Source organism: Rhizobium sp. T1470 (assembly GCF_042140505.1).
In the GTDB taxonomy this organism is placed as follows: domain Bacteria; phylum Pseudomonadota; class Alphaproteobacteria; order Rhizobiales; family Rhizobiaceae; genus Rhizobium; species Rhizobium favelukesii.
In genome coordinates this window covers 21085-44067 of record NZ_CP148094.1, presented here as the reverse complement: position 1 = coordinate 44067, position 22983 = coordinate 21085, and the positions used below count along the sequence as shown (strand labels likewise).

Sequence of the window (22983 nt, the reverse complement as noted above, 5' to 3'; positions counted from 1 at the left end):
TCCGCGCGCGTTAGACCGTCAGCCCCGCCTTGCGCAGTCCTTCAACGCGGCGCTCAAAATCGTTGGGGTTCCGGAACGGAAGGACGCGGCGGCGACGCTCGACAGAGAAACCAGGATTTATCTGGAGCGCGTGCTCCCAAGCCATCCGGCTCTCCTGCGGCCGACCGAGGTGACCATAGCACGACGCAAGCAGGGCATAGGCCGTCTCAGATTGCGGGTTTCGTTCGAGCCGCTCGTTGATCACATCAATCGCCTCTTGATACTCATCGAGGGAAAACAGCGCCTCCGCGCGAAATTGGAGCAGCACTTCCGGATAGTGCGGGTCCAGCCGCATCACGGCATCGAGCGTTTCAAGCGCAGCGCCCGGATCGCCGGAAAATATCTGCATATGGGCCTTCGCCATATGGAGATCGACGGAGTTTGGCGCAAGCGCGAGTCCGCGTTCCACCTCGGCCCACGCCCGGTCCATTTGCCGGCTCCACATGCTAGCCACTGCCAGCGCGAAGTGACCGTTGGGCTGCTCCTCGGCCATTTCCACTGCCTGTTGCGCGAGCTCTCGCCCAATCCGGAGCGAGCCTTCCGGGTCGGTGCTCCAGGCGTTAACGTAGTCGAGCACATGGGTGAACGAAATCAGTGCGTGGGCCGCCACATAGCCCGGATCGAGACCGAGGGCTGCGGTTGCCAGACTGCGCGCGGCGATATTGCCGTTTCGGGTATGCGCCGACGCTCGCTCCCGAGCACGCAAGTAGAATTCGTACGCCTCCACGTTGACTGCGCGCCCTTGGGAAAGGCGATCCTTGTCGCCGGCCGTCAGCTTCAGCTTGAGCGCAGCCACGATCTCCTGGGTGATTTCATCCTGAACTGCGAAAATGTCCACGAGATCGCGATCAAACCGACTGGCCCAGACATGTCCGCCGTTGCTCGCGTCGATCAATTGCGCTGTGACGCGTACCCGGTTGCCCGCCTTGCGCACGCTGCCCTCGAGCACGTAGCGGACGCCAAGCGCCCTTGCTACCTCTGGCACGGAGACCGCTGCCTTCTTGTATACGAAAGACGAGTTGCGAGCGATCACGTGCAACTCGGACAGCCTCGAAAGGTCAGTAATGATGTCCTCGCTGATACCGTCGGAGAAATACTCCTGTTCGGCATCGCCGCTCATGTTGTTGAACGCAAGCACGGCGATAGATGGCTTACCAGGAACAGGCGGCACCGAAGGTCCTGCGGGCACACCGGTCTCTGCTATCGCCGGCTCTGGCTGCGCGACGATGCCGACCTGAAGCGAATAGACCCGGATCGGCTCAGCGATGTTCTTGAGTTGCGTCGCACCGAGATCGGTTGGAGGAAGCTCGAGCCGAGCCTTCACCTGGCGGTAGGCGTCTTCAGATAGACAGATACCGCCGGGCTTAGCAATTCCTTCCAATCGCGAGGCGATGTTGACGCCGTCGCCCATCAGGTCGCCATCGCTTTCCTCGACGACATCGCCCAGATGGATGCCGATCCGGAACTCGATACGGCGCTCCTGCGGTACGCCGGCGTTGCGCTCGAGCATGGCGCTCTGAACCTCGATCGCACACCGTACGGCGTCGACGACACTGCGGAATTCGATGAGACTTCCGTCTCCGGTGCGCTTAACCACGCGGCCGTTGTGCACGGCGATGGTCGGATCGATCAGATCGCTGCGCAGTGCCCGCAGCCGCGCCAGAATGCGATCCTCGTCCGCACCAGCGAGACGACTGTAGCCGACTACATCCGCGACCAGGATCGCCGCAATTTTTCGCGTCTCGCTCATAGCGCCCGTTCCTGCTATGCACAGACTAGCATACTGGCCCGGCCAACGCTCCCCAATCTCGAATTCGTTCGCTGAGAAAGTCCCCAATAAGCCATCGGCCGAATGCCGATTCTGACCTGATGCCTTGGGCGTCACCGTGCTGGCCGCCCCGCGACTGCCCCTTCTTCCTACTGTCATTATTGGAATTGTCACGGCGGGCATTCTCCGGCATGTGCTTGGCTGATGCGACGCTCGATGGCGGAGGCTTGGATGACCGAGATTGAAGAGGTGGAACACTGGGTCGGGTGTCCTGAGGGAAAGCTCTCTATTCCAAGTCGTGGATGCCACGCGACCTGACCTCACAGCAATCGATTATCCTTTTCCACGACTCACTTGGTTGCATTGCGCTCCGGAGAGAGCTTCCAAGATCAGTTGCCATTGCCCTCGGCGGTCAGGCATTCGCGGCGGAATTTCCCGGAGATCGATGACATAGCCTGTCGGCACGAAGCGCCAGATCGCAAAGTTCCGTATTCACGAGGGAACGCGTACCCAAGTCTTCAATGCAAGGTACATTGAGCTGTCTCGCGGAAGGTCAGCGTCACCTTGCTTACCGGCGGCGTCACACTTGCTCGGGCTGTATCGGACCCGGTACTATCCGAGAAGATTGCAAAGCTTATAGCGGTGGAAGCGATACGTTCCGTTTATTGATCTGGCGATCATCCCGGAGCCAACGCTGACCGAGGCTTAGGGCGTCATTTCGCCCTCAGCAGGAATGACCCCGTCGAGTCGAGCGGCGACTCGCGGCATCCCGGTCCGGATGTGGCGCTTTCAAGCCAAGGCCGTCTTCCGCTATCGCTCGTGCTGAATGACGGCAAAATGCGCTTTAGCGTTCGGGCGAGTGCCTACGATTGCATGTACAGGTCTGCTGCGGTTTCTTGCAGAATGAACAGCTTCGCGGGTACGGCCTCGGACACGCCGCGTTCCTTCCTTAGCCGGCTTCGGCTTGACCCGGCGTGGATCTGTCGAAAGGATCGATATTCGCCCTACTCAGTGCGACGAACACTCTCGCCCCAACTCGGATGGCGGCTGTGCTCGACAATCTGAGTGGGCACGGGCATTCCCAGCCCGTCGACGGTTTCACGAGGACTGTGGCTCTTGCCTGCCTATATCTGAATTGAACGCGTCAACCTCCTCGACCACGCGATCTCTGGCAACCTCATGAACGTCAGACGCGACTGCGACTGCCTTATCATAGGCGTCGGACGCGATCTCCGCCCCCTGATTGACCAAGGTCGACGCCTGTGCCGAGACAGCGTTGCGTGCCGCATCGGCGGTTTCGCCGAGAAACTCGTCTTCCGTCTCAGTATGTGGAAGCGCCGCGCCAATCGCAGCCCCTACAGCAAATGCAAGCGCACCGCCGACGAGCGGTTGGTCCCGAAAGTGAGTGAGAATGGCCGCGTTTAACTTGCTCGCATGCTCTTGCACTCTTTCGCCGGCCGAGGCGGATCGTTCCGACAGTGAACCGGCAGCATCCGACGCTCGCGCCCCAATAGTGCTTGCGGTGTCTTTGACCTGAGCCCATGTTTTCGACGCCCATCCCGACGCAGCGTCAAAAATTGCCCCCGTCTCGTCGACAATTTCCTCGAGCTGCCTGCCACTGGCATCCGCGAAGCCTCGATAGGAACTTCCTGCCTCGTCCATGAAGTGGCCTGCACGTCGTCCGGCATCGTCGGTCAGTGCTTTCAGTCGCTTTCCGGAGGCATCCGTGAAATGGCTGTAGCGGGCGCCATTTTCCGTTGTTTCTGGGGGGCCGATACGCCGCACAGGTCCTTCGACCTGATAGAGAGGATAGTCACCGTTGAAACCGGGACGAGATGCAGCGCCCCCAGATGACGGGGTTTCCTGTTTCGCCATGAGCCATGCCAAGCTGACCCCCATGAGAGCGATCGGAAGCGGATTTGCCTTAAGAGATTGACCGAGATTCCTAACATATTCACCGCCGCCGCTGCTCTTGGCGTAGGCCAGCATTTCATCGATGAGTTGCCCCGGTGACATTCGCTCCTGGATGGCGTCTATCCGATCCTCGATACGCCGGCGATCGGCGTCGATCTCGTGTTGGAGCTCCGAGGATGTTCTTTCGATTGAGTTTTCCATCAGATCTTTTCCTTCACAGCGTTGACGTCGCGCCGTAGTGAGGTCGTCGTGCGATCCAGCCTCAACTTATCTCCGCGCAATGCATTCAATCCTTTCGACACCACTGCCCAGGCGACGGCGGCGATGACAAGACCGACAATAAGTGCAGCAAGCGCGCTCGCGTTGGACTGTGTCATGCCGTGGTTGACGAGGACAGCCGCCAAGCCCTCGACGAGGGCGCTCAGCAATATGCCGACTGCACCGATCGCGAGTATCAGCCCGACAATCAGAACCTCGATACCGCTGAGTGCCTGCGAAATTTTCTCCGATGCCTCGGTCTTCGCAAGGTCGATCTCCTTGCGCAGCAGTCCAGCAACATCAGTCACCAATCCGCCCAGGAGTTCGGACAAGGGTGTGTTTTCAGGTGACCTAGCCATTTGTATATTCTCCGCTTTTCAAGGGAGAACCAGACGCTGCGCTCGTCGATCGTTTGGCCGATGCGGTCAGAAAGCGGCTGGCCGCCAAGCCCGCAAGTGCGGCGATACCAAGGAACGCCAGCGGCTGCTTGCGTCCGAAGTCTTCGGCCATTGTGGCTACTTCGCCGAGGTCTCGGCCCTCCATCTGCTTTGCAAGGGTTTGCACGCTGCTTCCGATTTGCCTGGCATACCGGCCGACCTCGGGCTGGTCGGATTTTTCGAGTTCCGAGCCAACCTTTTCGAGGGCGGTGGCGATACCGCCAACCTGACGGGCTGCAAAACTTGTCTCCTTCGAGACTGCGTCTTTCACTCGATCGACGGCGGTCGTCGCGTCCTCCTTCAAGGTGTCGCGCGCAGCGCTGAGATCATCGACGATCTGCTCCTTTAGATCTCCCACCCCCGCTGGCCTCTTCGCGGGCGGGATTAACTCGCCGCTCGTCGAGTGGGGTGACGATCCGACGCCGCCCTCCATTCCTGAAAACTCGTTTGACATAGAAGCCTCCACTTCTGAAACAAACGGCAACTGCCGCGTCTACGAACCACCGGCCTGAAGGTTTGTTCCCCGACATAAGCGACAGTTTTTTCGACGGTGGATTTAGGGTGGAAGAGCCGATGTAGGTGCATCAACGGTTACCGCTCTCTCCCACAAGAGGGTGATCGATCGATGAAATGTCTGACCGGTCGGGTCCTACAGATTGAAGCCTTGAGGCGTGATATGACATTTGCGCCTGACCGAATTCGCACTCGACAGGTCAGTCATGTCGCTCGGAGCGATATCCCGCGGGGCCGCGTATGTCATTTAAACGCGTCGACGGTCGGATGAGATGGGAAAGGCGGCTTTACGCCGCCTCCCCGTCGTCTATCTGATCGGGCTGCAGGTAGTGCAGGTAGCTGACAGCGCGCTGCGCATGGCCGGCGGCGACAAAGATCGCCCGCTTGTCGCCGGAGAGAACCTTGAGCCAGGCGGCAAGGTAGCTTGCATGATCGGGCCGCGGGGCGAGTTCGGGAACGATGCCGAGATCGGCGCAGAGGAAGCAGCTGCCGAGTTCGGCGATCAGTTCCTCGCGGGCGCGCTCGCTTTGGTCCTTGGCATAGCGGCTGAGATCACGATCCAGTCGGTGTGGCGCCGCCGTCCAGTGGGTCAGTTCATGACTGAGGATCGCAACATAGGAGGCAGCGTCGCGGAAGGCTTCGAAGGCGGGCATCTGGATGTGATCGCGGACCGGGGCATAGTAGGCCGTCGATCCGCCATGGCGGATCAGGGCGCCGGTGTTGGCAAAGAAGCGGTCGGCATGGCCGATACGCACCAGCGGATCCTGAACGGCTGCGAGCTGATGGAAGCGCGCGTCCAGTCCGGCAATCTGCTCGGCATTGAAGACCGTGTAGGCCTTGAGAAACGGGATATCGTGCTCGACCGCTTCGCCGGTGTCGCTGGTTTCGGTGCGGATGAAGGAACTGGCAAAGACGACCGTGGTGCCGGTCTCGCCCTTGCGCACCGCCGCCCCCAGTTGAAGGGCCTGGCGAAACGTCATCCAGGTTGGCGCCGTGAAGCCGCGGGCGATCGCTTCGGACCATAAAAGCAGAACGTTGATGCCGGAATAGGGTTGGCCGTTGTGGCGCAAGGGCCGGGTGATCCGGTCGGTCGCCTGGGCTGAGCTCCACGGCTGCATCCAAGGCCGCACGCCCTGCTCGAGCTCGGCGATGATCTTGTCGGTGATGCGGCTATAGAGATCGGCTCGTTGGTGGGTTTGTTGCCGGCTCATGTTGAAACCTCCGTTTCGAGGTCGCGACCATCGCGACCTGCTACGGCGGTCCGAATGCCGGGCTGCAAGGGCCGGCCCGCACCCGATAGGGCCGCAACGCAGGTGGAGGACGGCAACGCCGTTGCGGGGCGGCGCGGGGCCCGGCAGGACCTGAAGCCGGGGCAGGACGCAATGGTCGCTGGCAAGGCGGGGATTGTTCGACGGGGCAACACGGCGCCGCATCCGTCAGGCAGGCCAAGAACCATCTCGCAAAATCGCACGGTTAGCGCGGAAATTGTGGAAAAAGCTCTCAAACACCGTGCAGAAGACGGCGGCAACGTGATAGGCGGCAAAAGCCGCACCAAGGCTTTCGTGATAGAAGGAGTTCGAAACAATGACCACAACCAACGAAATTGCGGACAAGATCGCCACCGAACACAGCCTGACGAAGGCCCAAAGCAAGGCGATCGTCGCAGCGGTGTTTGCAGCAATCACAACAGCTGCGGCATCTGGCGTCGAAAGCTCCATCCCGGGCTTTGGCAAGTTCAAGGTGAAGGCCACACCAGAGCGGGAAGCGCGCAATCCGGGTACAGGCGCGGTGATCAAGATTGCGGCTGCAAGGAAGCTCGCATTCACACCAGCCAAGGCGCTCAAGGACGCGTTGAACAAGTAAGCCGATCCTGCTTCGTTCACGTGCATTTATGCAACGCCGTTATGACTCAGGGCTGGCGGGCGGATGAATAGTCGGTCCGGGCCGGTTCCAGGCGCTTCGCCTGCCGGCGCCGCCTCCGGCAGCAGAGATGAACCGCGCCCGCTTGTGCTGCGCACTTAGCGCCCCCATGGCGCCTATTTACGTCCAACGGTCCCACGGGGCGCACCGCGCCGGCTCAGGCTCATACGGAACTTTGATGTAAAGGGCCAGTTTCTTTACGTCACATTCTGTAACGGAGACGTTCTATGCCCCGTGGTGACAAGTTCGCATACACCGACAAGCAGAAACGCAAGGCCGAGCATATTGAAGAACGCTACGAGGATCGTGGTGTTTCTGAAAAGGAAGCCGAGCGCCGTGCCTCTTTTGAAAAAGGTGGACGTAAAGGCGGCGCAGCAGCTGCGTCGAGAACCAAGGAAGAGCGTTCTGCTTCCGGCAAAAAAGCAGCAGCCACCCGCAAACGAAACGAACACCACGCTCACCACTAATGGATGCGGCGCCACCACGATTGGCGCCTTTAGAGGGTATCCGAGCCGAAATCGAAAGAGCTCAGGCCTTTCGAGCGTTTAGTGTGCCCGACAGTTGGAGCAGCAGCTGGCCAGCGACACCACCTTCCGCTTGGTCTTCAAGTCGGATAGGGACTGTCGTCGGTCGTCGCTCGGAATCCCGCATGGCTTCAAAAAAGTTCGGCGCGAAGCGCCGAAAGCGGGTCGCGTACGCCTCGCTGCTACGGTTTTTCGGTTGACCCCATCGCCACCTACCCTAGGTCAAGAATTGGGGGCGCATTGTCGACGAGGATTCCAATGCTCCAGCAAGAACGCATCGAACGAGCCAAAGAAACAGAGCGGATCGTGAAGGAAATCATCGAGCAAGAACGTCTTGAGCGCGTTGAAAAAACCGAGCGCCTCCGGGCCGCTCGGATGCAAGCGCACGAGAATAATACCCACTGAAGGATCCCTTATGCCAGCCGCAAGAATCCCTGACATAACACCGCCAAGAGATCACGTCGTGACAGCTAGAGAAGCTCTCGAAGGGCTTTATCTGAAGCTTGAGCAAGAGGTCGAGGTTCGCCTGGTGGCGGCGGCGCTTCGTGCCGGGTGGTCAGCCGAAGAAGCGTTGGACGCGATCGACCAGCTTCGCGCAGATGCGGCATAAAGGATCAACACCTGAAAAGTGAGGCGACGCGCTCCTCCGCTTCGAACGAACCCATGCAAAGTGATTCCGGGCGGTGATAAGGCGTTCGGGCGGGGGCCGCTTCACCCAACGGGATCATCCGGTGCCCCGGGCTGCGGCTCAACCTGTTTTTTGAGACAGAGTTCGAGCTCATCGATCATTGTTAGGCCTTTGGAACTGGACAGGACCTAAGTCCATCCGAATGCCGGACCTCGGCCCGATGTCAACACGCCAATGACCCTCTAACTTTCCTGCCATCTCTAGGCGAGCTCGAGACTCGAGCTGTGCCCCGCCTAACGATAATCGGCTAAGATCACCCAGGCCGGATTCGGAGGAAACTATGCGTATTTCAACCTTAGCGTCCCTTGCAGCACTGTCCTCGGCAGTCGCAGTTAGCCCGGTAACGGTTGCCGGACCGGGTATGTCCGCGCTGGCGAAAGGCGGCGGCAACAGCGGCAGCGGCAGCGGCGGGGTGGAAACGGCGGTGACAACGGGAACGGGAGAAGCCACGATGCCGGCAATCAAGGCGGCAGCACGGCGTCCCATGGCACCAGCGGTGGTCAGTCGGAGAGTGGCACGAAAGGCAAATCTGGCGCGAGCAGCAAATCTCAATCCACCAAAACTGAAAAGGCTGCAACCGACAGAAAAGAGAAAAGCCTCCCGGCAAATCTTGCAGGTTTGGACTCGCTGAAGCGGAATTTCAGGGCGCTGATGCATACGTCTGATCCACGTATGACTGCCATTGCAGCCTACGCCACCGCTTATGCACAGTACGAACTGGACAACGGAACTGAGCCTGCTTCAGACGACCCGATCCTTGGAGACGACGCTCTTGAAGAAGCGTTGGCGGCCACAAAGACTGGCATTGTCAGCCCGGCAGTTCTCAATGAAGCCAAGACGATCTTGGGTGTTGGCGATGCGGTCGGCAAGATCGATCAGATTCGAGATTCGCTCGCCGTATCAGTGACTGATGATGCCGCAGACGAATAGGCGGCTAAAACTCGGACGAACCGACCCCGGGTTTGAGGCGGCTTTGTCCCTGGGACTTTAGTCCGACTACCATCGTGCATTCGCGGGCGTACAATCGAATTGTATCCTCTCTCCGAGGGCGATGGCGGGAGCCTGGATTGCGGATCGGACCCCCGCATATCCAGGCCTTCCTCGGCAATCCTCGCGGGACGCCCGCGGCGGTCTGTGTTGAACCCTTGAGGGCTTCCGTCAGGAAGGAGCCACTGGCTCAACCAGCTTTCTTCGCGGATGTGCCCGAGCCAGCGAGGGCGCATACGGTCTTACACGCTTTTCTCCGTTCTTGGAGGGAACGAAAAAGGATGGCGGTCCAGCAGTTTGTTGCGCTGAATTGTAAGACTAGCCTCGAGACAGGCCGCAAGGAAGAGCTCCTTAGCCACTGCGGGCGGGGTATGATTGCCTAGGACACGTCTACAGCTAACGACTGCGGCATCGTGACAGGCACCGTCGGCTCTTGGCCACTCATGTTCGAGGAAGTCGAGTGTGTCGTAGGCACTTTCAAATGACTTCTCGGAAGTCGAACGATGACAGGGCTAGACCAAAAAACATTTGACGTCGGCATTTCATTCTCGATGTCTTTACCAACGGCACATGCATACACTCTAATATTACGAAGGCACGGCTTCAAGCCGCGTGCGAAGATGATCGGCCACCGCGAAAAAGCTCCGCCGGGTATTGCGGGGCTACAGCAAGAACGTTTGGAAAAGAACGCCAGCGAAGTTAAGGGAAGGCAGCGCTTCCGATCGAAGACGCTTTTCTCAATTTTCGTTTCCCAAATCAGGGCCTGCGATGACATGCACAGCTTTGCACGTCTAGCACGTTCAATCATTCCCTGTCTTGGAGGCCACGAGTTCGGCGTCGGCGGAGAAGGCGCCCCCGTTACCGTCATGGGGCTTCACTGGATATATCAGGTCAAAATCGACAGAGCCAAGTCATCGGGGCCTTGCGCACAATACTAAAAGAATGGCCGTGTGTACGGAATCGTACGGGACTTTAGTCCAGCTTTTCAAGCGAGGGCGAAGTTCTACCTTTCGTTTGTCCAAGCCCAATTTGGACACCCGGGAGGTTCCGAGCGAATGTTCGCGAATTGAAACCCTCCGGAACCTCCCGGAATACAGAGGGACACTTTCGCGCACCGATGAGCAAAATGGAACCGGATCATTTCGACCTTTACAGACATGGATGGGCTTCGCTCAAGATGCGATGTCTTGGCCCCGCATTGAGGCAAAGCTCAGCTTTGAGCCGCCTTCGAAATTGGCTAGCGAATATCTTGCCGACGTTGGCGTTTGCGGGCGGATCCAGGTGATCACGGCACCGTTGAATTCTCCGGTAGCCAAACATCGGTCGTGGCTTCGCGGTGGTCCCCGACAATAACAAGACTGCAAAGAATCGCCGCGATTGCAAGGTGTATTGCGATGAGTGGAAAGCCCCTGCCGGACGGCTTATCGTCATCATAAAGCATCTCATCCTCCTGCGGATCCCGGCGGCGCTGATCGCGTCGCTAGGAGCCAGTTGCTAGGCCGCTATGATGTAGACGATCGTGAACGCCTGAGGATCGACGATGACGATCCGGCCGTCAGCGAGAAGAAAGAAGCGGTAGCCTCTATACTCCGGCACGATCTTCACAATTCGTGGCGGCAGCGGCTCAAGCCGGACCTTCTTGGGAATTTTCGTGCCCACGGAGACGGCAAAATTGACCTCGCGCACCGGTTCGACGTGAACCTCCTCCACGACTTGCCGAATTTCGGTCTGCTGCTCGACGGAGACTTTGACATTCGTCGTGCTCGTTGACGTCTGATTGTTCGTCGTGGTGTTGCTGTTGACGTTGGTTTCGGAAGGGTTCCTCTGCGTTGTCGTCGCGTTCTGATCGCCTGACGATTTCGACGCATCGCCGCCCTTTGTGGTGTTGTTGCTTGCGCCGTCGGCAGGCTTTGAGCTCTCTTGCGTGCTGGTCTTGGAGCCCGAGGTCGTGGTCTCACTTCCCCCGCCGCCGCTGGATTCTGCTGTCGGCTTTTGCTTGCTCATCGAGCCCGCGTCTCCCGAAGCGTCCTGCGATCCGGATTGAGTGCTCGATTTGGTCTCGCTGGACGACTTGCCCAACGTGGCTCCACCTGACGAGGTACCATCCGTCGAGAGCGGCTGGGCGTTCTGTTGAACGCCTGAACCTTCGCCTGACTTCCCTTTGGACGACTGCCCACCCGCTTGCGGGCAACCTCCCGATGCGTCCGGCGACGCACAGTCTTTCCCGGAGTTGCTGGAGCCTGGCTGGAGCTCCTCGGGCTGCATTCCCGGTTGAGAGCCGGATTGCGACTGACTGCTGCCCTGTGTGTCCTGCTGGGCGACGACTGGAACGGTTGCGAGCGGCGACACGCCAATCGACAGCGCCGCCAGGATCATCGTCAAGCCACTACTCTTCATTTTGAATCTCCCGAGTGTTTGGGCGCACCCTATCGTCCGCAACTTGTATGCGGCGGGCGTGCACCTTGTGTTTGATGAAAGGCGGCCGAAGCCGCCATAGGTTACTGAATGACCTGGATAACCTTCCGGGAGGAAGGTTCTACGATCACACGCTGGTCGTTGACGATGGCGTATGCGTATTTCGGGTCATCAGGAACCGGTGTGACGATGACCGTCTGCGGAAGCGGTTGACCAACAACGACCTTCTCCTTGACGACGACCTTCGTCGTAGGCGCGGGTGCTTGCTGGACATAGGTGATTACTTTTTGTGGCGGGGGATCGAGGAGGCTTCCTGCCACCCCACCTACGATTCCGCCAACGGCGGCACCGGCAGGCCCGCCAACAATAGCGCCGGTCGCGGCCCCACCAGCGGCACCAGTCACTGTGGACGACTGCGCAAATACGGAACTTGACAGCAAGAGAACAGTCGTCGCGGTTCCAATCATTCTGATGAGCATTGGTTTTCCTCCATTTGAAGCGGCATTGTCCGCTCGCCGTTTGAACAGACAAGTGTCGGGACTGTTCCAACGCTCGGACTTCAGTCGGAGGTCTCTGGGACCTTTGTCCGATCACTGCATCGCAAGCAGGAGCTATGCCCAAGCCGTCGCCACGAGTTGTGATGGAATCGGCCTTGTCGTGATCGGTCTCGCTGGACTTGGCCCCTCGCCGCACAGCGATCGACGCTATCGAGGGTCCGACCGGCAGAAAGCGTTGGGTTTCTCGGCACGATGAACGTTGTGCTATCGTCCCATTGCGCACCAATGTTGGTGATTTGTGAAGCTTTCAATGTAGAGATTAATGATCCTCCTGATTTGGCCTCAACCGGCCGCGATCACCCGTTCTGGAGCGAGATGAGAAGGTGGCCTGGTCAGACTTAGGTCCGACTTTTCGAAAACCAGTTTGGTCCTAGTTCTCCCGCTGTCCTCGCTTGGAAGGATATAGAGGGAGGTCTCGGCTGTTGTTGCGGAACCCCCGCTGCGATCTCCCTCTGTGAGGCCCCTGACAAATACAAACCGGAGTCTGCATAGTCGGGCAGACCTTCCGCTGTTTTCGCCACGTCCGGTTCGGGTTCCTTCAATATCGAGGGCAGCGAAGCCCTGCTCCTCAACGAGCGAGCGGATGCGATCGGCATCATAGGCTCTGTCTGCGAGCACGATCGGCTCGGGCCGAGATCGTCTAGCAGCGTGCTGCGATCTGTCCGTCATGCGCCTGGCCAGAATCTGGGGACGATATGAAAGCCGCCATCCGGCAAGCGACCCAATGTCGGTCGTATGGGGTGCCATAAACACCGCCGAGATACGGCCTACGTCCCAAACCCTCAATCCGACTGCTTCGGCTGGCATCCAGACAGCCCGCTTCTGCACTCGGCTCCACCGACAGGGAACCTTTGCGCGAGTTGACTGTTGTAGCGACAAGACAGAGGAGAAGGTTGGATGGCATCCGTCCGATACATCGTTGCAGACGTCAACGAGGCGGTCGCGTTCTATCGAGACAATCTCGATTTCAAGATCGACAAGCATAGTCCGGGCAAGTTCGCCGCACTGCAGCGCGACGACTTGACGCTGTATCTCAGCGCCCCGGGTGCGGGGAGCGGTGGTCAGGCGGGCGGCGATCCGAAGCCGGGCGGGTGGAACCGATTTATGATCGTTACGAACGAGATCGATGTCCTCATTGAGCGATTGCGCCGGGCTGATGCAAGATTCCGCGGCAAAATCAGCGACGGCGGTGCCGGCCGGGCCATCTTGCTCGAAGACCCATCGGGCAACGTCATCGAGCTATTCGAGTTCAAGAAGGACGGAGCCTGACGTAAGCTGATGGCGGCGGGCTGTTACGTCTGCTGTTAAGCTCACGACAATCTGGCATCAGCATTTTGCAGCAACTGCCATGAAGCATCGCCCGACGAACGGGCTACCAACCTGCAACTTTGCGCCGCAAGAGAGCGTTTTCAACAGGAGCTGTTAGCGCGCTGCTTCATCAGCGTGGAGCCCTTCATTCAAGTGCGGCGATACGAATGGGACGTGTTCCGACCGGAGCGCCGGTCGCGCGGTCGATGGTGACGGGATCAATCTCCGTTCCGGTCTCGGCGTCAAAGAAACGGGTCACCTCGCCGCCGCCGCGATGCTTGCGCCCCCACGCGCCGATCGCAAACAGAACCGGCAGAAAGTCGCGGCCCGCTTCCGTCAGCACATATTCGTCCCGCGGGGGACGGTCGGAATAGCGGCGTTTTTCCAGCAACCCCTCCTCGGTCAGTGATGAAAGCCGCCCCGTCAGCATCGTCGGTGCGATACCGAGGCTCCTGCGAAAATCGTCGAAGCGGGTCAGCCCGGCATGGGCGTCGCGCATGATCAGCATGCTCCACGCATCGCCCACGAGCGCCAGGCTGCGGGCAATCAGGCACGGTTGGTCCGAAAGATTCTTCATGTCGATATCTTTTTAGTAGTGACTTGCTATCGATTTGATAGTAACTGATTGCTCAACGATGTTCCATGACAAAATTGAAAGCGGAAGCCCGATGAGTAAAATACAACGCGGCATTGCACTGGTGACGGGTGCCTCCTCCGGCATCGGGCTGGTGACGGCACAAGCGCTACGGCGCGATGGCTACCGTGTCTTCGGCACCAGCCGAAAGCCGATGCCCGACACTGCCGATGGGATCACGATGCTCATCTGCGACGTGACCAACGATGCAGCCGTAGAGAGCGTCGTCGACGAGGTTCTAAGGCGCGCGGGGCGGATCGATGTTCTCGTCAACAATGCCGGGATCGGATTGCTTGGCGGTGCTGAGGAATCCACGACGGAACAGGCCAAGGCCGTATTCGACGTGAACGTGTTCGGCACCATACGCATGACAAATGCGGTCCTGCCGGTGATGAGACGACAGCGTCGAGGCCGGATCATCAACCTCAGTTCAATTCTCGGGCTGATCCCCGCCCCCTACAATGCACTCTACGCGTCGACCAAGCACGCAATCGAAGGCTATTCGGAGTCTCTCGACCATGAAGTGCGTACACAGGGCACCCGCATCGTGCTTGTCGAGCCGGGCGTCACGCGCACCTCCTTCGAAGAGAACATCACGCGGCCGGACCGACCACTTGGCATCTATGATACGGTTCGCGCCGGCGCAGAAAGGTTGATGCGCGAGATTGTCGCGAAGGGCGATGCACCCGAGGTAGTCGCCGAAGCCGTCGTAATGGCCGCCAATGCGGCATCGCCGAAACGCCGCTACACGGCTGGAAAGGCTGCACGACAGGTCCGCTTCATACGGCGCTTCCTGCCCGAGGCCTTCGTCGACAAGAACCTTCGGAAATTCAACAGACTTCCCGATTGACGTTGCCGCTGCACTCCCGACGCTGCCGGTGCACCACACAAACGAAAGCTAATCTGATGAAATCATTCCTGATCGATCGCTATGAGAAAGGCGGCGCTCTGCGGCTCGGCGAAAGTGCCCTGCCGGAGTTACGTGAGAACGACGTCATGGTCGAGATTCATGCCGCCGGCGTGAACGTCCTGGACAGCAAGATTAGGGACGGAGAGTTCAAGCTCATCCTGCCCTACCGGCTTCCGCTGGTGCTGGGCAACGATGTCGCCGGCATCGTGGTCCGGGTCGGGGCCAAGGTCCGGCAATTTAAGCCCGGTGATGCCGTCTATGCACGTCCGGCCCAGGATCGCATCGGGACATTCGCAGAGTATATCGCCATGGACGAGGCCGATGTGGCAATGAAGCCGAACAATCTGACGATGGAAGAGGCCGCATCCGTTCCGCTTGTCACCCTAACCGCATGGCAGGTGCTGATCGAGCGGGCCAATGTGCAAAAGGGGCAGAAGGTGCTGATCCATGCCGGCTCGGGCGGTGTGGGCACGATCGCGATCCAGCTTGCCAAGCATCTCGGAGCATATGTCGCCACGACCACGAGCACGGCTAATATCGCTCTTGTGAAAAGTCTCGGCGCAGACGTCGTGATCGACTACACGAAGGATGACTTCGAGAAAGTGCTGCAGGGCTATGACGTCGTGCTGAACAGCCTTGGGAAGGACACGCTGGAGAAATCCCTTTCTGTGCTGAAACCCGGCGGAAAGCTGATCTCGATTTCCGGTCCGCCTGATCCCGACTTCGCGAGGCAAAGCGGCTCCGGCTGGCTGCTTCAACAGGTCATGCGCATACTTAGCTTCGGGATCAGGAGAAAATCGAAACGGCGGGGGATCGACTATTCGTTTCTCTTCATGACAGCGAATGGTTCGCAGCTTGGTCGGATCACCTCCCTCATCGAGGCAGGTGTCATCCGACCGGTAGTGGACCGGGTCTTGCCGTTCGCGAGGACCAACGAGGCGCTCGGTTATGTCGAGACGGGTCGTGCGAAGGGGAAGGTCGTCGTCGCTGTGAAGTGACGTTCGGGGGCAAATAGAAGCCGGCGGCATTTGCCACTGCAGCCATATCGAGGGAAATTCAATTGCGGTGGAAGGAGGCACTGCAATGCATGATTTAATGCTGTGATCCCAAGCGCAAATGCGTCGAACAAAGCCGTACGTTTCATTATCACGCGGTATTGCGCGAGTGGATGACCGTAACATCGTAAGCGGCATTGCCTTCGTCATTTAACGGATTGGGCTGCCTTGACGCGCGAAACGTCGCTGGCTGGGGCCGGTGCTAGTGCAGCCGGAACGGTTGCCACCGCAGCGGGCGCTGGGAACTGCGGCCGAAGGGGATTTCTCCATGCCACAACGGACCTCGCGGTCTCGCCTGACGTTTCATCGATCAGCGTTCAGGCAATCCTGCCTGCCTCAAGGCTTCGGCCACTTGGTCTGCCCATGTCGGCAGGTGTCGAAAGAAAGGCAGCGACCGATATTGGTTGATGGTGAAGCCTGGCTGGGCAGCCAAGAGCTTCTGCGCGGCCCAGCGGGCAGCCTCCAGGTCGCCGCTCATCGCGGACCAAGCGGCGAGGTATCGATATGACATGATAATGTCAGGGTGGCCGGCAATGACCTCACGGGCGATCGCGATCGCCTGGGTAAGAGAGCCTGCCTTGGCTAGCGAGGTGGCCATTCCCAATCTCATGTTGAATGCGAGGGGATCCATTGGGCTCAGTGTCATCGCGCGCTGAAACCGTTCCGTCGCGCGAGTGTCTTCGCCCATGTAGATCGCAATCCAACCGTAGCGTGCCCATGCCCAGGCATTGTTCGGATCAAGCGTCAGCGCCTTTTCGATAAACGTGGTGGCACGATCTTGGTCGCCGCACATGCTCATTGCCGCGCCGGCGGCGGCCAACGCGGTTGGATCATCGCTGATAGCGCCTGCAGCCTCAACCGCGACGAGCGCCTCTTCCAGTTCGGGGTTCGGATGCTCGGTCCAGAGGTACGAGGCGCTTGAGGCGTGGCACCACGCCAAAAGTGCGTGCGCGCGGCCATAGGTCGGATCAATGGCGATCGCTTTCTGCAGCAGCTCGATCGCCTGGTTGTTGGTATCCTTTCGGCGGCCCCAAAGGTTCGGGTAGGCGCGCAGGACGAGGTCATAGGCCCGCAGACTGGCCGGCGGCTTGCGCTTGGCCAGCTCGATCTCGGCACCGCGGATGGCCGGATGGATGGCACCGGCCACCTGCGCTGCGATCCGGTCCTGGAACTCGAAAACGTCCTCGATCGCGCCCTCGTAGCGCTCGGACCACAGCTGGGTCCGCGTCTCGGCGTCGACCAGTTGCACGGATATGCGCAGCCGGTCACCGCCCCGGCGAACGGTGCCTTCGATCGCATAGTTGACGCCGAGTTCCCTGCCGACCTCACGCACGTCGACGAAGCGTCCCTTATAAGTGAAGGCGGACTGGCGTGCGATGACAAAGAAATCGCGAACGCGAGACAGGGCCGCGGTAATTTCCTCCACGACGCCATCCACGAAATATTCGTCATCCGTCCCACCGAGATTGTCGAACGGCATCACCGCAACCGACGGCCGATCGTGCCGTCTCGCCGGGTCTTGGCAACTCTGCGGCGGCAACGCGGAATTGTGCGGCGACTCGGTCTGGTTGTATCCGCCCCGCTCCCGTGATTGCACTGAAGCCGCCAGGGATTTTGTCTGTGCCTCAGGTTCCATTCCCAGATGCTTTTGCAAGGTCGCTCGACACAGCTCGAACTGGCGCAAGGCCGCGTTTTCGTGACCCCTAAGAGCGTGGATTCGCATCAGCGCGCGATGGGCCGCCTCCGCGGTCGGGTCCGAAGCGAGCAACCTTTCCGCGAGTCCTTCGCAAGCCGTTTCGGCTTTGAGCCCGGCGCCGGATAATGCAAGGCTCAGCCGTTCCACCAACTGCTGCGCTTTCTGCTGATATCTGCTCTGATACGGGCCGAACCATTCACCCGGGCCGTCGGGAATGGCTTCGCCCGCAAGGATGTCGTCGCGGTAGAGGTCGGCTGCGAAGGCGAGGTCCGCCGTCCTGCCTTCAACGAGCTTCTGATCAAAAAGCCAAATATCCGCTTCATCCGGACTAGCTGCGAGCGCGACCGTTTCCTGATCCCCCTCGACAAAGATGGCGGCATCGCTGCCGTTGGGAAACCACCGTCTGATGTCAGCAACCGCCTGGCGCAGGCTGTTACGCGACTGCAGATCGCCCCGTCCCGGCCAAAAGGCTTCGGCAAGCAACTCGCGACGGAGGCCGCGGCTGCCTGCCAGGACCAAGGCGGCAAAAATAAGCGAAGACTTGCGCGTGGCGAAGCGGATGGGGGCGCCCTCCGGGGACGTAATTTCGAGACCGCCAAGCAACCGGATGCGCACGATTCATCTCCAGATTTCGACCGCGCCAACAGAATAGCATCTTAGCCGGTCGATTTAACGCAGATTTGACGGCAGCCCGCCGGACTTGCCTCAGTGGTTCGCGCCTAGCCGAACAGCCACAAATCGCCCGTGTGGCAAGCTCCGACCGCAATCTGGAACGGGAGGCACAAATGGCTCACACGGAAACTCTCGCGGAGAACCGCGCATCGAACCGGCTGCTGCTAGGGACAGCGTTGAAAAGCATGGCAACAATGGTCGCTGCCTTCACGGCGTGGCAGCAGACCGTTGCAAGGCGCAGGGCGATAGCAGACCTGACACCCGATCTGCTGAAGGACATCGGCCATAGCGAGGCGCCTCGCCCCACTCTCAATATTAAGGCGGGCCTCATCACCAATCTGATGTCGATGAGATAAGGCTGGCGAAGGCCCAAATGACGGCTTACCTGGCGCGACTTCCCTTTTGATCGGGGTGAACGGGAACGAACAGTTCCCACCCGCCCGGTCGCTGCTGGGAAAACGGCCAGATGGCCGGTATCGACTAAACTGCGTCATTCGTAGTGTGTCGGTTTCGCTTTGCGATATCTGCCACTGTATTCTTGCTGACGGCAAGATCATGAGCGATCCACCGATAGCTGCGGCCTTCCTCGATGAACGCCAGCACCTTCGGCTCGAGCCTGTCCGCCTTCGGGCCGTTGGCCGGGCAGTTGTCCGAGTTTTCGCCGCGCGCTTTAGCGGCGGCGAGGCCCCGATTTCACACGCTCGCTGATGAGATCGTTGGGAAGATCGATCGTCGAGCGTCCCAACGGGACGGCTTGTGGGTCAGCGCGCAGCCGCGGCTACGGGCTCGCCCAGTGCCCTGCCGTTGGCACACCACGACCACTCACATCGCGGCTCGGAAGCAATTGACGTCCGGTTTGCGCTGGCCGCCCGGACCGCTGGTAACTCGCAAAACGCTTCATGATAAGCCGGCACTGACGTGCTATGGTGAAATCTCCGTTTCTCTTTCGGAACAGTGTCACCTACATCTTCGTTTTGCGAATGGCCGTGTAAGCTGTCTCTAGCGCTCTTCAGGCTTGCGCGACCAGACAGGGTTCAAAATTGCTCATCGGGCGAATACGATGAATGACGGTGAGATGGATCGGTTCAAGCATGGCCTGGCCTCATTTTTGATGAGGCGACCTGACCTTCGTCCATACTTATGCAAGGCCGACCGAATGCATGACATGTTTGTGTTCTACAGTCAGGCTCTCCAGCAACGGGATCAGCTTCGGCAGCGAAAGTTCGCGAGCCTCGATTCGATCGTCGAAAGTGAGGAGTTTTGTCGGGGCCTTGAAGACGAGATAGCTTGCCTTCTTCCGCATTATTCCGGCCCTCGTATGATCCACTAACCGTCAGCAACACATGGCGGCATCAACGGTCTTCCTTGAAGTCATCGAAGGCGCTGAAGCGAACAATGCAGAAGATGGGCAGAGCTTCTTCGTTAGCTCGACCTCGTCGTCCATCGCCCTGCCATTCGACGATGCGGGGTCTTTCAGGCTCGAGAAAACTGATGATGTGGTTGCCATTCCCGATGATGCGGACGTCCTGACTACGCACCGCAATCATGCCCGCCTCCATAGCTTCGACAGGTGCGGCGAGCTGCTCTTCCGGCGTGGCTGGCGGTGGGTCTACGGTTCTGCGCGTGACGCGCATCCGCAGTGCGCATGTCGGCCAAATTTTCCGGCCAGAGTCGATTGGGAGATCATATGTGCTCTTACCTTTGCGTAGGAGCCGTGGATGAACTTTCCAACCAACATCGACCTCACGGACGAACATCTCGATATCGTGACTGACCAGCATCCCTACCCGGGGCGTTGAGCCGGTGATACAGCCTGAGGAACGCAACCGAAGCCCGGTTCGACAGAACCATTCGTCAAGCCGTATGTTTACCGGATAGATCGTGTCCGGATTGTCCCTTCTCGACGCGACCTTTCAGTCGGCGATGTGCGCCGCCGACATTGCGAGGACTTTTGTGTTTCACACTACCGCCGCGCTGTGGTGCTGGGAACACAATCCGCGTAAAGGGAGAGGCGAGTGAACCGCTAGCCGGACGCAGAGCCTTCATCTATCGTTCTTGACTGACGCTGGGCTTTGCGTCCGAGCTATCTTGAGGCGAGCACCATGGCTGATCCTGATCGCTATTCTGGGAAGCCGCCCAAGCGCGGTTGCGGTGTATGGATACTCGTTGCGATGGCCGTGGCTTTAGCGCTGTTTGCGGGATGGTTTTCCGGTTTTTTGGGCTGAGGAAGATCTGCTGTAGACTCTCCGGTCAGAACGGCGGTCGGATTGCGCAAGGCTGTGCAAAGCGGGGGAAGGTCGGTGGTGATCTCGTGGTCGACGTTTTTGGCCATGTGCTGCGAGCGCCAAATACCTGGTGATTGCCGTCGCAACACATTCAGCGCGCCTGACGCTTGAGATGATATTCGTCGCGAAACCTCGTGGTGGTACGCTTTCAGCCGCCTCTGACGAAACCAGCACCCGGTTTACACGTCGTGTTCCTAATGGACCATTCGATTAAATTCTGACGAAATCAGTGGCTTACGCCCGATCGGCCTGTGACATTGTGCTACTTCGCGTACAGCGCTCTCGACCGCTCGAGATGTTTGAGGAGTGCCATCTCCGACCCATCCACGTCGTTCGCAGCCAAGCGGTCCACAATCTCCTCGTGTTCGGCTAACGTGAACTTCTCCTTACCGGTCCAGATTAGCATCTCGGTATGGTATTCCTTCAGCCATGCGAGCATCGCTTCACTGACAGCGACGTAGATCGGATTGCCAGAAATCTGCGCGATGCGGGTGTGAAATTCCATATCCGCATCGATGAACTCTTCGGCTCGCCCAAGTGACATGCGCTGGCGCTCGATGATCTTCCTCAGATCATCGATATCACTTGCGGATGCACGCTGGGCGGCCTCGCGCGCCATGCCGCGCTCGAAGAAGATGCGCGCAGTTTTGAGATGCTCCAGCGAGTCGGCCGATTGTGACAACATGATCTTCGCGGTCAGATCGACCTGGCGAAAGATTGACTTCGCCGTCAACCTGAGAACCTTCGCCCGCTCACCGTGGGAAATACTGACAAGCCCTTTGTTGGCGAGAGACTGCATAGCCTCTCGGATGGCGGGCCGCCCAACGCCAAAGCGTTCCATGAGCACGCGCTCAGATGGCATTTCATCGCCTGGCTGAAGCTCGCCCGACGTGATCATTCGCTCAAGTCGATCAAACACTTCGTCGGACAGTTTCCGACGGACGATTTGTTCGAGGGGTTGGGTCATGACATCTCGCTGGCTCAAAATGTCTCCTCCTAGCATTTTCCATGTTGAGAACAAAGCTCGCGATGAAAATTCGCGCATCCAAACATTTTGCTTTTCATCAGTTGGAATACTCATTATACCAGATCACGAGTTGACGCCATGACAATCTTTCGTGGCGAGAGGAGCAACCGGCAATTCATGATGATTACGCTGACCTACCGCATCGAGACGCCTGGGAGCGTCGAGACGATGGCGGACAAAATCGCAAGCGACCAGTCGACCGGAACCTTCGTGCCCGTTCCTGGTGAGACCGAGGAATTGAAATCACGCGTCGCTGCTCGCGTGCTGGCGATCCGCCCGCTCGAAGGTACGAACCAGCCGACTTGGCCGGAGGTCACTCCCGGCACACCGATCCATCGCGCCGATGTCGACATCGCCTTTCCGCTGGATGCGATCGGGACCGATATCTCCGCATTGATGACCATCGCGATCGGTGGCGTCTATTCCATCAAGGGCATGACCGGCATCCGCATCGTCGACATGAAGCTGCCTGACGCCTTCAAGGGTGCGCATCCGGGCCCACAGTTCGGCATATCAGGCAGCCGCCGTTTGACCGGCGTTACAGGGCGCCCGATCATCGGGACGATCGTCAAGCCGGCCCTTGGGCTGCGGCCACACGAAACAGCAGAGCTCGTCGGCGAGCTGATTGCGGCCGGCGTCGACTTCATCAAGGACGACGAGAAGCTGATGAGCCCGGCTTATTCGCCGCTCAAGGAGCGCGTTGCAGCGATCATGCCGCGCATCCTCGATCACGAGCAGAAGACCGGCAAGAAGGTGATGTATGCCTTCGGCATCTCGCATGCCGACCCCGACGAAATGATGCGCAACCACGACATTGTTGCCAATGCTGGCGGTAACTGCGCCGTCGTCAACATCAACTCCATTGGCTTTGGCGGCATGAGCTTTGTTCGCAAGCGCTCCAATCTGGTGTTGCATGCGCATCGAAACGGTTGGGACGTGCTGACCCGCGATCCCGGCGCCGGCATGGACTTCAAGGTGTACCAGCAATTCTGGCGGCTGCTCGGGGTCGACCAGTTTCAGATCAACGGCATCAGGATCAAGTATTGGGAGCCTGACGAAAGCTTTGTCTCGTCCTTCAAGGCTGTCAGCGCGCCGCTATTTGATGCCTCCGATTGTCCGCTTCCAGTTGCCGGTTCCGGCCAGTGGGGAGGACAGGCCCCGGAGACCTATCGACGGACCGGCCGTACCACCGATCTTCTCTATCTGTGTGGCGGGGGCATTGTCAGCCACCCTGGCGGCCCGGCGGCTGGCGTCCGGGCCGTGCAGCAGGCCTGGCAGGCCGCCGTTGCAGACATCCCGTTGGACATCTACGCGAAGGATCATCCGGAGCTCGCCGCCTCCATTGCAAAATTCGGCGACGGCAAAGGCGCGTGACG

At 59.2% G+C, this 22983-nt stretch carries 22 protein-coding genes and 3 pseudogenes; 12 read left to right on the top strand and 13 right to left on the bottom strand.

Annotated elements, in window-relative coordinates:
- Window positions 1-10: 10 nt before the first annotated feature.
- On the bottom strand, window positions 11-1789 hold the full coding sequence (locus WGT02_RS34495) for an adenylate/guanylate cyclase domain-containing protein (RefSeq protein ID WP_208245451.1): 1779 nt from the start codon (window positions 1787-1789) through the stop codon (window positions 11-13).
- 121 nt (window positions 1790-1910) lie between these two features.
- Between WGT02_RS34495 and WGT02_RS34490 the strand changes: the two are divergent.
- Window positions 1911-2012 (top strand): annotated as a pseudogene (locus tag WGT02_RS34490) (AzlD family protein); the annotation flags it as partial.
- A gap of 893 nt (window positions 2013-2905) precedes the next feature.
- Here the strand turns inward: WGT02_RS34490 and WGT02_RS34485 are convergent.
- The 4 genes from WGT02_RS34485 to WGT02_RS34470 all read right to left on the bottom strand — a co-directional run bounded on the left by WGT02_RS34485 (window position 2906) and on the right by WGT02_RS34470 (window position 6140).
- Window positions 2906-3922: a DUF3618 domain-containing protein gene (locus tag WGT02_RS34485; RefSeq protein ID WP_208245452.1), complete on the bottom strand. Its 1017-nt coding sequence runs from the start codon at window positions 3920-3922 to the stop codon at window positions 2906-2908.
- Entirely contained in the window at window positions 3922-4338 is a 417-nt protein-coding gene (locus tag WGT02_RS34480) for a phage holin family protein (protein WP_208245453.1), read from the bottom strand. Before WGT02_RS34480 ends, WGT02_RS34485 begins: the two co-directional genes overlap by 1 nt.
- Window positions 4331-4870: a hypothetical protein gene (locus tag WGT02_RS34475; RefSeq protein WP_024318498.1), complete on the bottom strand. Its 540-nt coding sequence runs from the start codon at window positions 4868-4870 to the stop codon at window positions 4331-4333. Before WGT02_RS34475 ends, WGT02_RS34480 begins: the two co-directional genes overlap by 8 nt.
- 346 nt (window positions 4871-5216) lie before the next feature.
- On the bottom strand, window positions 5217-6140 hold the full coding sequence (locus tag WGT02_RS34470) for an ArdC family protein (protein ID WP_208245454.1): 924 nt from the start codon (window positions 6138-6140) through the stop codon (window positions 5217-5219).
- A gap of 373 nt (window positions 6141-6513) precedes the next feature.
- Between WGT02_RS34470 and WGT02_RS34465 the strand changes: the two genes are divergently transcribed.
- The 5 genes and pseudogenes from WGT02_RS34465 (at window position 6514) to WGT02_RS34445 (ending at window position 8991) form a co-directional block, all read left to right on the top strand.
- The gene (locus WGT02_RS34465) at window positions 6514-6792 is read left to right on the top strand and encodes an HU family DNA-binding protein (RefSeq protein WP_024314099.1); all 279 of its coding nucleotides are present in this window, start codon (window positions 6514-6516) and stop codon (window positions 6790-6792) included.
- A gap of 284 nt (window positions 6793-7076) precedes the next feature.
- Window positions 7077-7316: a hypothetical protein gene (locus tag WGT02_RS34460; RefSeq protein ID WP_024314100.1), complete on the top strand. Its 240-nt coding sequence runs from the start codon at window positions 7077-7079 to the stop codon at window positions 7314-7316.
- A 315-nt stretch (window positions 7317-7631) separates the two neighbouring features.
- Window positions 7632-7778 carry a hypothetical protein gene (locus WGT02_RS34455; RefSeq protein WP_157997382.1) on the top strand — a complete coding sequence of 49 codons (147 nt, stop codon included), beginning with the start codon at window positions 7632-7634 and terminating at the stop codon, window positions 7776-7778.
- Between the two features lie 10 nt (window positions 7779-7788).
- Complete coding sequence (locus tag WGT02_RS34450; RefSeq protein ID WP_024314101.1) at window positions 7789-7983, top strand: hypothetical protein; 195 nt, start codon at window positions 7789-7791, stop codon at window positions 7981-7983.
- Window positions 7984-8341: 358 nt separating this feature from the next.
- Window positions 8342-8991 (top strand): annotated as a pseudogene (locus tag WGT02_RS34445) (hypothetical protein).
- Between the two features lie 299 nt (window positions 8992-9290).
- On the opposite strand, the pseudogene WGT02_RS34440 reads toward WGT02_RS34445, so the two are convergent.
- Window positions 9291-9476 (bottom strand): annotated as a pseudogene (locus WGT02_RS34440) (hypothetical protein); the annotation flags it as partial.
- A gap of 75 nt (window positions 9477-9551) precedes the next feature.
- On the opposite strand from WGT02_RS34440, the gene WGT02_RS34435 reads away from it, so the two are divergent.
- Window positions 9552-9986, top strand: coding sequence for a hypothetical protein (locus tag WGT02_RS34435; RefSeq protein ID WP_024314103.1), 435 nt, complete (start codon window positions 9552-9554; stop codon window positions 9984-9986).
- Window positions 9987-10542: 556 nt separating this feature from the next.
- Here WGT02_RS34435 and WGT02_RS34430 read toward each other — a convergent pair.
- Complete coding sequence (locus WGT02_RS34430) at window positions 10543-11445, bottom strand: DUF1236 domain-containing protein (RefSeq protein ID WP_208245455.1); 903 nt, start codon at window positions 11443-11445, stop codon at window positions 10543-10545.
- Between the two features lie 101 nt (window positions 11446-11546).
- Complete coding sequence (locus tag WGT02_RS34425; RefSeq protein ID WP_024314105.1) at window positions 11547-11942, bottom strand: DUF1236 domain-containing protein; 396 nt, start codon at window positions 11940-11942, stop codon at window positions 11547-11549.
- A gap of 975 nt (window positions 11943-12917) precedes the next feature.
- On the opposite strand from WGT02_RS34425, the gene WGT02_RS34420 reads away from it, so the two are divergent.
- Window positions 12918-13289, top strand: coding sequence for a VOC family protein (locus WGT02_RS34420; RefSeq protein WP_024314107.1), 372 nt, complete (start codon window positions 12918-12920; stop codon window positions 13287-13289).
- A gap of 184 nt (window positions 13290-13473) precedes the next feature.
- Here WGT02_RS34420 and WGT02_RS34415 read toward each other — a convergent pair whose 3' ends face one another.
- Window positions 13474-13905, bottom strand: coding sequence for a helix-turn-helix domain-containing protein (locus tag WGT02_RS34415; protein ID WP_208245457.1), 432 nt, complete (start codon window positions 13903-13905; stop codon window positions 13474-13476).
- 91 nt (window positions 13906-13996) lie between these two features.
- Here WGT02_RS34415 and WGT02_RS34410 point away from each other — a divergent pair, with 91 nt between their 5' ends.
- Window positions 13997-14812, top strand: a complete 816-nt coding sequence (locus WGT02_RS34410) for an oxidoreductase (RefSeq protein WP_208245458.1) — start codon at window positions 13997-13999, stop codon at window positions 14810-14812.
- Between the two features lie 56 nt (window positions 14813-14868).
- A complete protein-coding gene (locus WGT02_RS34405; protein WP_208245459.1) occupies window positions 14869-15870 on the top strand; it encodes an NADP-dependent oxidoreductase in 1002 nt (333 codons plus the stop codon).
- A 367-nt stretch (window positions 15871-16237) separates the two neighbouring features.
- On the opposite strand, the gene WGT02_RS34400 is transcribed toward WGT02_RS34405, so the two are convergent.
- Window positions 16238-18238: a BTAD domain-containing putative transcriptional regulator gene (locus WGT02_RS34400; RefSeq protein WP_208245460.1), complete on the bottom strand. Its 2001-nt coding sequence runs from the start codon at window positions 18236-18238 to the stop codon at window positions 16238-16240.
- 170 nt (window positions 18239-18408) lie between these two features.
- Between WGT02_RS34400 and WGT02_RS34395 the strand changes: the two genes are divergently transcribed.
- Complete coding sequence (locus WGT02_RS34395; RefSeq protein ID WP_024314112.1) at window positions 18409-18651, top strand: hypothetical protein; 243 nt, start codon at window positions 18409-18411, stop codon at window positions 18649-18651.
- Window positions 18652-19433: 782 nt separating this feature from the next.
- Here the strand turns inward: WGT02_RS34395 and WGT02_RS34390 are convergent.
- The 3 genes from WGT02_RS34390 to WGT02_RS34380 form a co-directional block, all read right to left on the bottom strand.
- Window positions 19434-19598, bottom strand: a complete 165-nt coding sequence (locus WGT02_RS34390; RefSeq protein ID WP_157997381.1) for a hypothetical protein — start codon at window positions 19596-19598, stop codon at window positions 19434-19436.
- 49 nt (window positions 19599-19647) lie between these two features.
- A complete protein-coding gene (locus WGT02_RS34385; protein WP_208245461.1) occupies window positions 19648-20052 on the bottom strand; it encodes a hypothetical protein in 405 nt (134 codons plus the stop codon).
- A 790-nt stretch (window positions 20053-20842) separates the two neighbouring features.
- Window positions 20843-21547 carry a transcriptional regulator NanR gene (locus tag WGT02_RS34380; RefSeq protein WP_024314114.1) on the bottom strand — a complete coding sequence of 235 codons (705 nt, stop codon included), beginning with the start codon at window positions 21545-21547 and terminating at the stop codon, window positions 20843-20845.
- A 177-nt stretch (window positions 21548-21724) separates the two neighbouring features.
- Between WGT02_RS34380 and oiaX the strand changes: the two genes are divergently transcribed.
- Entirely contained in the window at window positions 21725-22981 is a 1257-nt protein-coding gene (gene oiaX / locus WGT02_RS34375; protein ID WP_208245662.1) for a 3-oxo-isoapionate-4-phosphate decarboxylase OiaX, read from the top strand.
- Window positions 22982-22983: the final 2 nt, after the last annotated feature.